This is a genomic window from Streptomyces sp. HUAS YS2, from assembly GCF_033343995.1.
Taxonomy (GTDB): Bacteria; Actinomycetota; Actinomycetes; order Streptomycetales; family Streptomycetaceae; genus Streptomyces; species Streptomyces solicathayae.
In genome coordinates this window covers 7,685,162-7,698,736 of sequence record NZ_CP137573.1, presented here as the reverse complement: position 1 = coordinate 7,698,736, position 13,575 = coordinate 7,685,162, and the positions used below count along the sequence as shown (strand labels likewise).

The 13,575-nt window shown below is 69.4% G+C and carries 11 protein-coding genes and 5 pseudogenes; 7 read left to right on the top strand and 9 right to left on the bottom strand.

The window, feature by feature from the left end; translation table 11 throughout:
• Positions 1 to 15: 15 nt before the first annotated feature.
• A pseudogene (locus tag R2D22_RS36180) lies at positions 16 to 249 on the bottom strand (transposase); the annotation flags it as partial.
• A gap of 199 nt (positions 250 to 448) precedes the next feature.
• A pseudogene (locus R2D22_RS35180) lies at positions 449 to 1,462 on the bottom strand (glycoside hydrolase family 16 protein); the annotation flags it as partial.
• A 247-nt stretch (positions 1,463 to 1,709) separates the two neighbouring features.
• Here R2D22_RS35180 and R2D22_RS35175 point away from each other — a divergent pair.
• A complete protein-coding gene (locus tag R2D22_RS35175; protein ID WP_318109331.1) occupies positions 1,710 to 3,455 on the top strand; it encodes a VanW family protein in 1,746 nt (581 codons plus the stop codon).
• A 51-nt stretch (positions 3,456 to 3,506) separates the two neighbouring features.
• Here the strand turns inward: R2D22_RS35175 and R2D22_RS35170 are convergent, their stop codons facing one another.
• Positions 3,507 to 4,055 (bottom strand): YciI family protein, encoded by a 549-nt coding sequence (locus R2D22_RS35170; protein WP_318109330.1) that lies wholly within the window; start codon positions 4,053 to 4,055, stop codon positions 3,507 to 3,509.
• Positions 4,056 to 4,154: 99 nt separating this feature from the next.
• Here R2D22_RS35170 and R2D22_RS35165 point away from each other — a divergent pair, with 99 nt between their 5' ends.
• A complete protein-coding gene (locus R2D22_RS35165; protein WP_318109328.1) occupies positions 4,155 to 4,511 on the top strand; it encodes a hypothetical protein in 357 nt (118 codons plus the stop codon).
• On the opposite strand, the pseudogene R2D22_RS35160 reads toward R2D22_RS35165, so the two are convergent.
• The 3 genes and pseudogenes from R2D22_RS35160 to R2D22_RS35150 all read right to left on the bottom strand — a co-directional run.
• Positions 4,501 to 4,845 (bottom strand): annotated as a pseudogene (locus R2D22_RS35160) (transposase); the annotation flags it as partial. The gene R2D22_RS35165 and the pseudogene R2D22_RS35160 overlap by 11 nt on opposite strands.
• 86 nt (positions 4,846 to 4,931) lie before the next feature.
• Complete coding sequence (locus tag R2D22_RS35155; RefSeq protein WP_318109326.1) at positions 4,932 to 5,567, bottom strand: VOC family protein; 636 nt, start codon at positions 5,565 to 5,567, stop codon at positions 4,932 to 4,934.
• Positions 5,568 to 6,191: 624 nt separating this feature from the next.
• Positions 6,192 to 6,797, bottom strand: a complete 606-nt coding sequence (locus tag R2D22_RS35150) for a hypothetical protein (protein ID WP_318109323.1) — start codon at positions 6,795 to 6,797, stop codon at positions 6,192 to 6,194.
• A 209-nt stretch (positions 6,798 to 7,006) separates the two neighbouring features.
• Here R2D22_RS35150 and R2D22_RS35145 point away from each other — a divergent pair, with 209 nt between their 5' ends.
• The 4 genes and pseudogenes from R2D22_RS35145 to R2D22_RS35135 all read left to right on the top strand — a co-directional run bounded on the left by R2D22_RS35145 (position 7,007) and on the right by R2D22_RS35135 (position 8,710).
• On the top strand, positions 7,007 to 7,168 hold the full coding sequence (locus R2D22_RS35145; RefSeq protein ID WP_318109320.1) for a hypothetical protein: 162 nt from the start codon (positions 7,007 to 7,009) through the stop codon (positions 7,166 to 7,168).
• 308 nt (positions 7,169 to 7,476) lie between these two features.
• A pseudogene (locus R2D22_RS36175) lies at positions 7,477 to 7,578 on the top strand (hypothetical protein); the annotation flags it as partial.
• Between the two features lie 27 nt (positions 7,579 to 7,605).
• Positions 7,606 to 7,809, top strand: a pseudogene (locus R2D22_RS35140) (IS5/IS1182 family transposase); the annotation flags it as partial.
• Positions 7,810 to 8,110: 301 nt separating this feature from the next.
• Complete coding sequence (locus R2D22_RS35135; RefSeq protein ID WP_318109318.1) at positions 8,111 to 8,710, top strand: hypothetical protein; 600 nt, start codon at positions 8,111 to 8,113, stop codon at positions 8,708 to 8,710.
• Between the two features lie 127 nt (positions 8,711 to 8,837).
• Here R2D22_RS35135 and R2D22_RS35130 read toward each other — a convergent pair whose 3' ends face one another.
• Entirely contained in the window at positions 8,838 to 9,242 is a 405-nt protein-coding gene (locus R2D22_RS35130; protein WP_318109316.1) for a hypothetical protein, read from the bottom strand.
• A 412-nt stretch (positions 9,243 to 9,654) separates the two neighbouring features.
• On the bottom strand, positions 9,655 to 10,665 hold the full coding sequence (locus R2D22_RS35125; RefSeq protein WP_318109315.1) for a hypothetical protein: 1,011 nt from the start codon (positions 10,663 to 10,665) through the stop codon (positions 9,655 to 9,657).
• Positions 10,666 to 10,781: 116 nt separating this feature from the next.
• Here R2D22_RS35125 and R2D22_RS35120 point away from each other — a divergent pair, with 116 nt between their 5' ends.
• Positions 10,782 to 11,438, top strand: a complete 657-nt coding sequence (locus R2D22_RS35120) for a TetR/AcrR family transcriptional regulator (protein WP_318109314.1) — start codon at positions 10,782 to 10,784, stop codon at positions 11,436 to 11,438.
• 442 nt (positions 11,439 to 11,880) lie between these two features.
• On the opposite strand, the gene abc-f is transcribed toward R2D22_RS35120, so the two are convergent.
• On the bottom strand, positions 11,881 to 13,479 hold the full coding sequence (gene abc-f / locus R2D22_RS35115) for a ribosomal protection-like ABC-F family protein (RefSeq protein WP_318109313.1): 1,599 nt from the start codon (positions 13,477 to 13,479) through the stop codon (positions 11,881 to 11,883).
• Between the last annotated feature and the right edge of the window lie 96 nt (positions 13,480 to 13,575).

Here is a 13,575-nt window from a genome sequence, read left to right as displayed (position 1 = left end):
AGGCGGCTGACTCGTGAGCCGGTCGTTCTTCAACCACCGTCTGGTGATGGAGGACTTCTCGCCGGAGGCGCGGGTGATGGGCGAGGAACCGGCGTAGGCCTTGTGCCCGCGGGCGTCGGCGAAGCGGGTGCGGTCGGCGCCGATCTCGGCCAGGATGCGGGCGGCGAGCTGGATGGCGAGTCCGGGGAAACTCAGCAGGATCTCGGCATCCGGGTCCTGGGGGAAGGCATCTTCGACCGCTTCGGCGAGCTAGTCGGCGACCCACTCGACACGGCGCCGCGGATCAATGCCTCCGTTGCTGGTAGTACCTGGTCAGTCGAGGATGCCGAGGTCGGTGTCGGGCCTGCAGTACTGGATGCGTCGGATCTGATTCGCGGAGGACCGTGACGGCGTCGCCCAAGGGGGATTGCCCCTGCTGGAGGGCGGTGTCGTGCGGTTCAGGATCGTCGTCGTACAGCTGGACCGGGGTGCCGTTCGCCGGGTTCGCGCCGGCCACGTCGACGCACTTGCCGCCGAGGCCGGTGATCCGGCCGCCGTCGGACGGCGGGGCCGGCCGGTCGTCGGTGACCCGCACGTAGTCGACGGTCAGGGCGTTCGGCATCGGCGTGCTGCCGTCGGGGCAGCCGGGCCCGTAGCCGCCGACCGCGAGGTTCAGGACGAGGAAGAACGGGCGGTCGAACACCCACTGGCGGCCGCCGAGGTCGGCGGGCGTCCTCGTCTGGTACGTGACTCCGTCGACCTTCCAGACGATCTTGTTCGGCGACCAGTCGAGACGGAACGTGTGGAACGCGTCCGCGAACGGCGAGCCGATCGAGTGGCCGGCGCCGATGCCGCCCGAGCCCGAGTACCCGGGGCCGTGGAGGGTGCCGTGCACGGTGCTCGGCTCGAAGCCGACGTTCTCCATGACGTCGATCTCGCCGCTCTGCGGCCAGCCGACGTCGCCGATGTTGCTGCCGAGGAGCCAGAACGCCGGCCACATGCCCTGGCCGCGCGACATCTTCAGTCGGGTCTCGAAGGCGCCGTAGGTCTGCGTGAACTTGCCGGACGTGTTGAGCCGGGCCGAGGTTTACTCGCAACGGCCGTACCAGCAGGTGTAGTTGCCGGGGTTCTCGCGCCGCGCGGTGATCACGAGGTTGCCCTGGCCGTCGTGCACGGCGTTCCTGGTCGAGTTCGTGTAGTACTGCCGCTCGTGGTTGTTCACGTTGTCGCCGGTCTCCAGGTTCCACTTGGAGCCGTCGAGCGGCGCGCCCGCCGGGGCGTCGAACTCGTCCCTGAACGTGGTGGCCTGGATACCGACGTCACCGGCCGACGCTGCGGGGGCCGGCACTGCGGGGGCCGGCGCTGCGGGCGCCGGGGCGGCCTCGGCCGGCTGCCCGGCCGGGGCGACCGTCGTCGCCACTGCGGCAAGCCCGGCTCCGAGGGCCAACAAGAGGCGTGATCGTCGAGAGGGAAGTGCGGACATCGTTGTCACCGGCCGACGCTCGGTCCTTGTGGTTGACGGCAACGAAGCGCGCCATGGTCCAGACCAGCCCCACAAGACTCCGCGAGCATACCGACCCCACATTGCCTGACCTGCACCTTTTGCCCGTTATTGAATGTAATGAGAGGAGTATCACTGGATGAATAAAACGGATGATCTGGATCTTTCACACCCGTTCGGCCTACCGTCGCAGACGTACCCCTGACGTCTCTTCGCCCCGGGAGGGTGCGTGCGCCGCCGTTCCACGACCGATCATGCCGCCGCGGGTCCCGACGGGCGCCGCGGCCACATACGTACGGCGGCGATCGCGGCGGGCGTCGTCGCGGCCGTCGCAGGCGGGCTGTACGTCGCGGGGCTGCTCGCCACGGGCGACGACATCTCCGCGGGGACCCGGGTCGACGGGGTGGACATCGGCGGGCTGAGCCGCGCCGAGGCCGCCGCACGGCTGGCCTCCGCGGGGCCCGCTGCCTGGAAGCAGCCGATAGCGGTCACGATCGGTGACGACACGGCCACCGTCGACCCCGGCGCCGCCGGGATGACCGTCGACGTCGAGGCCACGGCGGACCGGGCGGCCGACCCCTCCCGCGACCCCTTCACCGTGATCGCGCGGTTGTTCTCGTCCGGCTCCAGGGACATCGAGCCGGTCGTCGCCCACGACGACGCGAAGCTGAGCGCGGCGGTCGCCACGGTGGCGAGACAGCACGACCGGACCGTCACCGAGGCCGCCGTCGCCTTCAAGAACGGCAAGGCCGTCGTGACGCAGCCCCGGGAGGGCCAGAAGCTGGACGCCGGCAAGGCCACGGCCGCGCTGCGCACCGCCTACCCCTCCGCCGGGGGCTCCGCGGCCGTCGCCCTTCCCGTCTCCGTGACGCAGCCCAAGGTGCCGGCCGCCGAGGTCGCCCGGTTCGTGAACGAGTACGCGACGCCCGCCATGTCCGGCCCGGTCACTCTCACCTCCGGCGACAACCGGCTCCTCATCTCCGCGGCCACCCTCGGCGACCATCTGACCGTGAAGTCCGACGCCGGCCGCCTCACCCCGGCCCTGGACGCCCGCACGCTGATCCACGACCCCGCCGTGTCCCGGCCGCTCGACCGGCTGACCGGCGCGCCCGTCGAGGCCCGCCTCGGCGTCCGCGACGGGAAGGTCGTCGTCGAGCAGGACGGCCGCCCCGGCCGCGAGGTGTCCCCCGACGCCCTGGGCCGCGCCGTCGAGCCGCTGCTGACGAAGACGGGCACCGAGGCCCGTACCGGCCCGGTTGCCGCCAAGGAGACCCGGCCGAAGCTGTCCGCCGACGCGCTCGCCGGGCTCGGGATCACCGAGCAGATGTCGACGTTCACGGTGAACTTCCCGACCGCCCCGTACCGCACGACCAACATCGGCCGCGCCGTGGAGCTGATCAACGGGTCCGTGGTGCAGCCCGGCGAGGTGTGGAGCTTCAACCGCACCGTCGGCGAGCGGACCGAGGCCAACGGCTTCGTGGACGGCACGATGATCATGGACGGCCAGTACCGCAAGGCCCCGGGCGGCGGCGTCTCTGCGGTCGCCACCACCGTCTACAACGCCCTCTTCTTCGCCGGCGTCAAGCCGCTGGAGCACGGTGCCCACTCGTTCTACATCGAGCGGTACCCGGCCGGTCGCGAGGCCACGGTGGCCTGGGGCAGCCTCGACCTGAGGTTCCTCAACGACTCCGGCGCGCCGATCTACATCAAGGCGAGCTCGACGGACTCGTCGGTGACGGTCAGCTTCCTCGGCACGAAGAAGTACGACGCGGTGAAGGCCGTCGCCGGTCCCCGGACGAACGTCACGCCGCCGAAGGAGCGCACCGACACGAGCAAGACCTGCGAGGTCCAGGAGCCGCTGGAGGGCTTCGACATCGAGGTCGACCGGGTCTTCGAGAACGACGGCGCCGAGGTGAAGCGGGAGACCTACCGCACCCACTACACGCCGCGGGACAAGGTCACCTGCGAGAAGTGACCCGGCGCGGCGCCCGGACCGCCGCGCCGCCGTGTACTCGGCCCGGCCCGGTCAGCGCCGGCCGCCGAACTCCCACTCATGGACCTCGATGTCCGCGTACCGGCCGGCGGTGAGCACGGCGCGGGCCGTGTCCGCGTCCGGGGCGCGGAGCAGCGCCGCGGTGCCGAGCCAGGCGGAGCCGTCGTCGGAGAGCAGCGGGCCGTACGCGATCACGGCGCCCCGGTCGGCCGGCGGGTCCAGGTCGACGGGCTCCCCCGCGCCCAGCCCGATCACCAGATAGCGGTCGCCGCCCTCGCGGCCACCGGGGAACTCCCACATCGTGCGGCCCAGTGTGTTGCGCCACCGCCGCAGCAGGACGTCGCGGTAGGCCCCGGCCTGGTAGTTGGGCTCGTCGAAAGCGAAAGCGCGGGCGGCAGCGGGGTCCGGCAGGTCGACGATGTGCACGCTGCCGGTGGGCACGTCGCCGCCGGCGGCGAAGGTCGGGCCGCGGGCGATGAGTTCCTTCTCGTACCGGTCCATGTACGACCAGTGCGCCTCGATGAGTTCGCGGCGCAGGCGCGCGGAGCCGGGCCGGTCACGGTGGTAGCAGAAGTACTCCATGGCCCCAGGATCCCATCAGCGGCCGGGCGATCAGCGGCCTGGGCTTGGGCTTGGACGTCGTTTCTTATGACTGTCAGAGCGGCCTGAGAGCCTCCGGGCATGAGCTACGACCTTGCAGTCTGGGAAGGCGAGAGGCCGGCGGATGACAAGACCGCCGCCCGGGTCTACAACGACCTGTACGACCGCTACATCGACAGCGAGGTGGAAGAACCTCCATCCGAACGCGTCGCGGCCTACGTGGCCGTGCTGCTTGAGCGGTGGTGCGACCTCACCGAGGACGAGGAGGACACCTCACCCTGGTCAACCGGGCCGCTGATCGGCGAGGCCAGTGGTCCGCTGATCTACTTCCCCATGCGGTGGAGCATGGCCGAGGAGACGTCCGCCTATGCGGCAGCCGCGGCGGAGTCCATGGGGCTGGTCTGCTTCGACGTACAGCAGAACCGGCTCAGGCCGTGAGCAGGGGCGCGAGCCGGCGGTAGCCAATGAGGACTGCGGCTATACCGACGAAGGCGAGGAAGTGCTCGGCCTTGCGTTCATAGCGACGGTGGAGCCTTCGACAGCCGGCCAGCCAGGACACGGTTCTCTCGACCACCCAGCGGTGTCGGCCCAGCCGTTGTGAGGACTCAACCCCTTTGCGGGCGATGCGGGGGCGGATGCCGCGCTTGCGGAGCCATCGACGTGCACGGGCGTAGTCGTGGCCCTCGTCCGCGCGCAGTTTCGCCGGGCGCCGGGGTCCGCGACGGGATCGGATGGGTGGGATGCCACGCACGAGCGGCTCCAGACCCTGGCTGACGGGCTGCGGCGCGGCCCGTGAGAAGCAAACGCGCTAGCCAGGAAACCCCAGCCGACTGCTCTCACGGGGCAGTCGGGCCCTGGTCAGATCGTGACCGGGCCATGGGAGGTGGCGAACTCGACCGAGACCAGGCCCGGTTCCTCATCCTCGACCCAGGTGACGTCGATCTGGTCGAGGGGGTGGTCGGCTGGTTCGCCGAGGAATTCGGCGATGGAAGCGGCGTCGCCGGCGATGGAGACCCCGTGGATGGTGGTAGAGGTGCGCGGGTCGGCGCTCGGGCGCTCCTCGATGGGAACCAACCACTGCAGGAAGTAGGGCAGTTGCGGGTCCTCCAGCAGCTCCAGCAGGCCGATCTGCTTCCACCTCAGGTCGAACCCGTCGGGGCGGACACGGTGGCCCTCGGCCGAGGTGCGGCCGAGACGGGCCTCGACCGGGGCGATGTCGTCGACGGAGACCACCCAACCGAGCCAGCCGCCGCCCTCGGCGGCGCGGCGCGCGACCGCCCGGCCGAAGGGTGCGCGGTCGGCGGCGGGGTGGTCGAGTGTAGTGACGACCTCGACGTACGTGCCGCCGCTCAGCGGGAGAAAGAAGTTGCGTGTGCCGAATCGCGGGTGCACGCCCCCGTCGACGAACCCGGCGCCGAGGGCCGATCCGATCCACTGGACGGTCGAGACGAAGCTGTCGCGGGCCACCGCATAGGAAACATGATCAAGTCGCACAGCGCCATCATCACCCGACAACCCGTACACATCCCGACGCCACGCCCGCCGCCCCGGCCGCGTCTGCCGATCTGGTTCCGCCTACGGGCAGCCGCCCCGCAAATCTGGTCAGCCTTGCATCCGACGGCGGCGCCACCAAGGACAACGCCGCCAGCAGCAGGCCTGGCTCGATGAGACGACAGGAGAGATCGGTGTACTGGCCCACAGCCGTGAGCATGAGGCGTGGGTCGGGGACGACGCAGACGTTGCCCCGGTGGCCGGAGGCCAGGCTTGGGGGAACCGCTCAAGGATGTCCTACTCGGCATCCCCTGGATGCCAGACGGCCTCGATCCGGTGCCAGGAACGCCGTCCTCGTAGTCGATCTGAGAGCCGACTCCCTCCAAGCCCAGGTGGCTGCTCACGAAGGGGCAGATCAGTTCGGTGGTCACGACCGCGAACTTTGAGTCCGAGGCATCGTGATGGCGCTCACCAGCCTTCACCACCGCAGACGCCGCCCAGGTGCCCACCAGTAGCTTCGCCGCGTCAACCTGGCGGACAGAACCCAGCACAACATGAGTGGGAACGGAATCCCAAGACGCCAGGACATTCGGAACACGCTCTACAAGCAGAACCTCTGATGGATCTTCAGGGCCGGAGGCCGGCTCGCCTGAGGGCGACCACGCTGAGGTCGGCGATGGCTCTCTCGTCTCCGTTCCGCCAGGCGTCGGCCCATCCGCCGAGTGGGGCCGGCAGCTTGGCGAGTGCGCCCGGAGGACCGGTGAGAGCGCGCAGGGCGAGCAGGTCTGCGCCTCCGGGAGCGTCGACGAGAGTACGGAGGGTGGTGCTGCGCCGGATCCAGAGGAGGCGCGGCGGGAGCCACAGCAGCAGAACGAGGAGCACCGGAACCGTGATGAGGATCGTCGTGGTCACGTTGGCGACCTGGCTGACGGTCTCCTGGAGAGACACTCCCGCGTCGGCGAACCCGGAGCTGGCGTCGGCCGCGGCATCGAGCGGCTTCTTGAGAACGCCGCCGACGAACGGCACGTTCGACGCGGCGTCTCCCGCGTTCCCGAGCTCCTCGGCGAGGCTGTCGCCCGAGCTCTCGACCTTCCGCCCCGGCTCGGCCAGCAACATGATCGTCTCGCGGACGGCAAGAGCTGCCCAGACCACGGCGACGATCAGGGTCAGGGCGATCAGGTCCACGAACACCTGGAGGCTCCGACGTGCGGGTGTCTGAGCGTAGATGCGCAACGGAGGGCTCCCGTTCCAGTCATGGCGCCGAGGAGGCACGGCGGCTGCTCGGCCGATCGGTCGTCGGGGTCGACTCTTCCACCGTGCGTGGCACGCAGCACGTGCGACGCGAGGCGCAAAGGGAGCCCGGCGCAGCCTTCTCCCCTTTCGTTCGCCGTACCGGCAACACTCATGCGTGGGCCTCCGGCAGTCGACGGCGTGGCCTCGATGTGCCTGCAGGCGGCGTCATCCTGCGCGTTGTCCAGGCGGCGGCGTTCGCCGACCCGGTCGCGTTCTCCATCTCGGACACCACGGTCAGGGGCGTGAAAATCACCCGCTGCCACCTCCCCGAGGACGCCCACGCCGTCGCCAAGCCCTCCTTCGACGCCTGAGGCTCGACCCGGTAGCGCCGTCCGGGTTGCGCGCCGGCCCGGGTGAGGGACACGCGGCCCCGCCTGTCTGCTTCCACTTCAACCCCGCTGCGTTGCTGACCCGTTGCTGTGGTGTGTGTGCATGCATCCGTTGATGCAACGTGGGTTGTGGACCTCCTCGACCGCCAGTCGATCTGCGGGGCGCGGTTGCTTCGACCCACCGGGCCGTCGGCCGGGATCGCTCCGCATGAGACGTCGTTTCTCATGGCGTGATCGTTCATTGATCCGTGCATGACGGATCTCGTTGAGCGGCTGGTGCCGGACGAGTTGTGGGTGCTGTACAGGCGGGTGTGCCACCAACGGTGGTGACACGTCCGCAGGGCGGAGGGCGGCGCCGGGCCGGCGACCGCGAGGCCCTGGCCGCGATCATCTTCGTGGCAACGTCGGGCTGCACCTGGCGGCAGCTGCCACACCGCATCGCCCGCAAGGGCGTCGAGTCCTCGCACCGGCTGGGCCGACATCGGCGGGTGGTCGAAAGGACCGAGTCCTGGCTGGCCGGCTGCCGCAGGCTCCACCGCCGCTACGAACGCAGTGCCGAACAATTCCTCGCCTTCGTCGGCAGAGCCGCAGCCCTCATCGGCTTCCGCCGACTGATCAGGTGAGCCAGTCGACCGGGAGCAACAGTCGGCCAACACCGTTGGTGTCAGGAAGCCATTTCCAACCTGACAGCGGTGGCGGCGTGTTGTGACTGAGCGCTTCAGATCGGCGTCTTCATCCGCTGCTGGGTCCCCGGTGAGCAGCAGGCGGCAGCCTTTTCGCTCGGAGCTGACCTCCTCGGAGACGAGCCGATGTTCACATACGTTGCCGACTGCGTCCGGACGAAGCCGGCCACGGTGGAAACAACTGGGCGATCCATCCCGATCATGACAGCATGACGGCTCAGGACAGGGGAGGCGGGGCGGTATGGGGCTTGACTACAGCTATGAGATCTTCATGCCCACTCGGAACGTTGCGAGAGCACTGACCCGGCTGGCCGAGCTCGCCCCCCAAGGCCGCGAGACGCCGCCGCTTCCGGTGACCCTGCCGGGCGGAGAGCAGTTGATCGTGCCGTTCACCTCGAAGTTCAAGAGCGAACCGGTCGACTGTTCAGCAGGCGGCTCGCTCGAACTGGACACTTCGATCGTCGTCGGCGTCGACGACGCGGTGCGCGAGTTCTTCCTCCGCGATTCCGACAGGATCGACGAGCAGGGACGGGTGTCGGTCGGGTACATCTACCTGACGGTCAGGTTTTCCCCCGCATGGCACCCGAACTTTGCGTCACTGCAGTTCACAGCCGCTACTTCGAGCATGAGCCGGATGTTCGTGCAGTCCGCGAGCGTCAGGAAGGTGTTCACCGACCTCACCGCCACCACCGGTGGCGTGTGCTGCCTCCTCGACACCGAGACCGACATCTTCGACATCTGCTGGCTCAACGGCGAGCCGCTCAGTGGCGAGACTGTTCCCGGCACCCGTTTCTCGCGCTTCCACGATCTCGTCGCCGCTTGGTGCGAGCCGGTGGAGTAGAACGGGGAAGACGCCCGCACGGGATGCGGCGCACGTGCGTGCGGTCACGGAACACCGCTCGGCAAGTACGGCTCCCAGGAGTTCACGCCGTCAACGAGCCTGGCCTTCGGATCGATGAGGCGTACCGTCAGGTTCCTCGGAGCGCCTTGTGGGCGCCGTACGCTTCGATGAAGCTCTGAATCGTCTGCATGTTGTCCGCGAATGATTCGGATCGCCATTTTGTCTTTCTACCGTCGCGGTAGTTGAGGTCGACCCATACGGTCAGATTCACGATAGAACTGTCGGAGAAGCTACTTCCGCGCACTTGTAGCGTTATTTCAGCCAGATCGTAGAAGTTGATAATCGAAATCTGGTTGTGGTTGTCCTTGTATTCGATGGCGCCGTCCGGGGTGATGACGAGCAGCGGGTCAGGATCATTCGCTGTCCCGCGCAGGAAACCGGAGACCTTTCCCCGCTTCTTGGTGAAGACTCGCCAATCCACCGGTACGGGACCTTGGCGCGCCTGCCCGAGGATCATCAGCGGATCGTTCATGCCACCTCCGGTGTTCGCCACCGCGCCGACCAGCGGAGCTGAAGGGCGAGAGGGCCCGAGTCTGCTGGGATCTTCTCGTCTCTGGGAGGTGAACCCGGCCATTCGGGATCAGGAAAGATTGTCCGTCGCCCGGTGGGCGTACGCCACTCCGGCGGCGGCCCTGCGCCACTGTGAACCGCTTGCCATCGTGGCCGTTGTCGTCGACGGTCGCTGGCCCTGGATGGTCGGCTCGGCCCAGACCACGGGCGGCCGCGCACCAGGACCGGTGCGCGGCGCGGGGCAAGGATGCCGTCCTCGTTCTGGCTCGTCATGACTGCACGGACGGGCGTGCACGCCCGCCAAGAGGCCGGTTGCTCTGTTCAACTGCGCCGCGGCGCAGATCCGGACCCGTGGGCACCGTCCGCCGGGTCTGTCACCTCCGATACTGCTGCGCCACCGCCGTGAACGCCGCCTTGGGTTCCCATTCCATGTCGGGGTAGGTCTGTCCCCGGCGCCCTTCCAGGAGTTTGACGATGCCCAGGCCGGCCCGGTCCAAGTCGTATCGGGGGTCGCCGTCGGGGCGGTGGGGGTAGCCGGGCAAGGCGAACAGGAACACGAACGCGCTGTCCACGCCCTCGGCCTCGAAGATCTCCAGCAGTTCGCTCAGATACGCGGCCTGGCCGGCCTCGTCACGCTCGTATATGCCGTCCAGCCGTACTGGGTCTTTGGTCTCAGGGTCGTACTCGACCACCTCCAGCACCCGCCCACCGCGGTCCCCCGCGCCGCGGTAGGCCGCGGTGCCGAACCCGGTGATGGCGAGCGGCTTCGGGCCTTGGGCCAGGGTGCGCACCGCGTCCCGGAACCGGTCGGCGACCTCGGCGGAGCGGATCAGCTCGAACGTCACCATGTCGAAGGGAGTCCAGTCGATCTGCTCGAACTGGATGGATGCGTACGTGAGTTTGCCCTGGAAGCGCTCTCGAACCGCGGCCGCGGCGTCGCCGAGGAATGCGTTGATGCGCAAGCCGAGCTCGCGCATCGCGTCGGCCCTCCGCTCAGGTTGGCTCATCAGCTGCTCGACCCGCTCCTCCGGGCTCTTTCCGGGCAGGAACCCAGGGTTCATCACGCTCAGCTCGACCCCCGCGACGAACACGACCGTGGCCCCCTGCTGCCGGAGCCGTTCCGCTCGCTCGGCGCAGTCCCGGAAGAGCGTGAGGATCTGCTCCGGATCCAGCTCCAGCGGATAGGGCGAGAACCAGACCTCCAGGCCGAGCTCGGCGGCGGCACCGGCCGCCAGCTCCAGTCGGTCCGGGTCGCCGCCGATGATCTGGACCGCGTTGCAGTGCAGGTCGTCGCGGATGATGGCGAGCTCACGCCGGACCACCTCGGGGTCGAAGTCGTCGCGCGATATCTGGCCGTGCACGACGAATCCGGTGTCGTAGGTCATTCCTCTTGCCCGCATGGTGACGTCCCCTCTGTCGGTCTAGGTCGGGACGAGGCTGACAGCAAACTTGCGTGCACGCAAGTTTGCGTGCACGCACTCTTGTATGGAACGCTGACACTGTGACGACACCACCAGGGCTGCGCGAGCGGAAGAAGCAAGCAACACGCGAGGCGCTGCGCGAGGCGGCCTTGCGTCTGGCCGTTGAGCGCGGACCGGACCAGGTGCGGGTCGAGGACATCGCCGAGGCGGCCGGGGTCTCGCCGCGCACCTACAACAACTACTTCGCCAGCCGCGAGCAGGCGATCGTCTCCGCTGTCACCGCGGACCGCGAGGCGCGGATCGCGGCCGCGGTCGCGGCCCGGCCTGCAGGTGTGCGGCTGGCTGACGCCGTCACCGAAGCTGTGGTCGAGCAGTACACGAACACCAGCGGTGAGCGCGAACAGCAGGCGCTACTGCTGATCACCACCCACACCGCGCTTCGCGACGCGTTCCTCGATGCCACCGCCGGCATCGAGCCCTCTCTCACGGCGGTGCTCGCCGAGCGCCTGGGTGACGCCGGAACGCACACAGCCCGCGTTCTCGCAGCGAGCGTGGCCGCGGCAGTGCGCATCGCATTGGAAAGCTGGCTCCGACCGGCCGGGACCGCAGGGGCCGCCGGGAGTTTCGGCGCCGGAGGACTCGTCGTGCCCTCCGGCTCACTGCCCGACCAGCTCCGCGCGACCCTGGCCCCGCTCGCGCCCGCGTTCGACGCCGCCGAGCGACACACCCGGCCGTGAGGTCGACCCGACTGGGGCATCCGCTGGGCAATCAGTAGACCCGACACATGCCGGTGCCCCCGGCCGTCGTCTCACCCTCGCCAGCCGATGCAACCTCGATGACGCTGCGCCAGGTCACGATGTACGGCTGGAGTACTGGAAGTCCGCACGGCTTGAGTACTGGAAGCCCGCCAAACCGCTGCCCGCGCGCGGATCATGGTGCTCACGGCGGCTCGGCATCCTCGGTCGCTCAGTTCTGGCCGCGACCGAACGAACCACGCTCGGGTGTCGTTCTTGGCCTCGAGAGCGGATACGCCCGAGGCCAAGAACACCACGTCGCCGCTCAGCGAGTCCTCGCCTCCGGCGTGCGCCGCCACGGCGACCGGTCACCCGCCGTCGAGCGTGCGATGGTGCCGGTGGCGATAATCGACATCGCCACCGGGCTCCCCACACTGTCGCGGTACTACTGGATTCGGCCTGCCTGCAGGCGCAGTTCCTCCCCGGCGAAACCGGCGCGGAAGCCGGGGTCGTGCGAGACCGCGACGACGGTACCCGGGTAGTGGGCCAGGGCCTGCTCCAGCTCCTCGACCAGGGACAGCGCCACGTGGTTGGTCGGCTCGTCCAGGACCAAAAGGTCCACCGGGCGTGTCACGAGCCGGGCCAGTGCCAGGCGTCGTTGCTGCCCCACGGAGAGCGCGAGCACGGGGACTGCCAGGTCGTCCTCGCGGAAGAGACCGAGGGCCAGCAGCTCCTCGGCGTGCTCCTCGGCCGGGCCGGGCCGGCCGGCCGCGAAGGCATCGAGCAGTGGGAGCCGAATGGGTGCCGCGGGCAGCTCCTGCGGCAGGTAGCCGATGCGGGCCGAGAGCCTCGTGCTGCCGGTGCCGGGCTCCAGGTCACCGGCCAGTACGCGCAGCAGGGTGGTCTTGCCCGCTCCGTTGGGGCCGGTGACGAGCAGTCGCCCGCCCGGAGCGACGGCCAGGTCCTCGACGTGAAGTCGGCCTCCGACGGTGACACCGGCCAGCAGAACGGGATCGGCCTCGGGACCTGCGGTCTTCAGAGCCGCGGTGAAGCGCAGCGGCTTAGGCGGGGCGGGCACGGGCGACTGCTGCAGCTTCCACAACTGCTGCCGGGCCGCACGCACCTGACCGCCGAGCTTGGCCTCGTGGGAACGACGGTGCTTGCCGAAGCCCTCCCCCGGGTCCTTGCCGCTCGCGGCCAGCCGCTCGCCCGCGGAAGCGACGAGCCTCTCCGTCTGAGCCAGCTCGGTCAGCCACTCCTGATGGCGCTGCTCCCAGCGTGCCCGGGCGGCGGCCTTGGCAGTGCGGTAGCCGGACCAGCCGTCGCCGTAGCGGGTGATCGAGCGGGTGTCGCGGTCGACCTCCAGGATCACGGTCGTCACCCGCTCGAGGAAGTCGCGGTCGTGGGTGACGGCGACCAGGGTGCCGCGGTGGGCGCGCAGCTGCCCGGCCAGCCAGTCGACGGCGTCGCGGTCGAGGTGGTTGGTCGGCTCGTCCAGCAGCAACAACTCAGGCTGCGCGGCCAGTATGCAGGCCAGCGCCAGGCGGGAACGTTCCCCGCCCGACAAGGTGCCCAGCACCCGGTCCGCGGTGACGTGGGCCAGGCCCAGCCCGTACATAGCGGCCGTCACGCGCGCGTCGGCCTCGTAGCCGCCGCGTTCCTCGAACGCGGTGAGCAACTCGCCGTACGCATCGAGGGCGGCCGCATCGGTCAGGTTCCCTTCGGCCTCGTGCAGGAGCCGCTCCAGTTCGCGCAGGTCGGCGAGCGCCTCGTCGACGGCGTCCTGGACGGTGAGGGCGGGGTCGAGGTCAAGGGTCTGGGCGAGGTGGCCGGTGCCGCCGGGGAACGCGACGGTGACCTCGCCGGTGTCGGGCTGCTCCAGGCCGGCCAGCAGGCGCAGGAAGGTGGACTTGCCGGAGCCGTTCTCGCCGATCACCCCCGCCCGTTCGCCGGGGCGGACCGTGAGGGTGACCTGGTCCAGGACGGAGCGGTCACCAAAGGCTTTGGAGACGTCTTTCATCGCCAGTTGGGCGCGTGCGTGCATGATTCGTTTCCCTGGGTGGGTTCGAACAGGGGGGCGGAAGGAACGCCGGGCCGCCGCAGCTCATCGGAGTGCGGTCTGACCGGAACGTGACGCCCT

Bases quoted from the DNA above. Each gene is read 5' to 3' on its own strand.
- R2D22_RS35130 (WP_318109316.1), bottom strand. From the start codon at position 9,242: ATGAACGATCCGCTGATGATCCTCGGGCAGGCGCGCCAAGGTCCCGTA.
- abc-f (WP_318109313.1), bottom strand. From the start codon at position 13,479: ATGCACGCACGCGCCCAACTGGCGATGAAAGACGTCTCCAAAGCCTTT.
- R2D22_RS35165 (WP_318109328.1), top strand. From the start codon at position 4,155: ATGAGCTACGACCTTGCAGTCTGGGAAGGCGAGAGGCCGGCGGATGAC.
- R2D22_RS35125 (WP_318109315.1), bottom strand. From the start codon at position 10,665: ATGACCTACGACACCGGATTCGTCGTGCACGGCCAGATATCGCGCGAC.
- R2D22_RS35170 (WP_318109330.1), bottom strand. From the start codon at position 4,055: ATGGAGTACTTCTGCTACCACCGTGACCGGCCCGGCTCCGCGCGCCTG.
- R2D22_RS35135 (WP_318109318.1), top strand. From the start codon at position 8,111: ATGGGGCTTGACTACAGCTATGAGATCTTCATGCCCACTCGGAACGTT.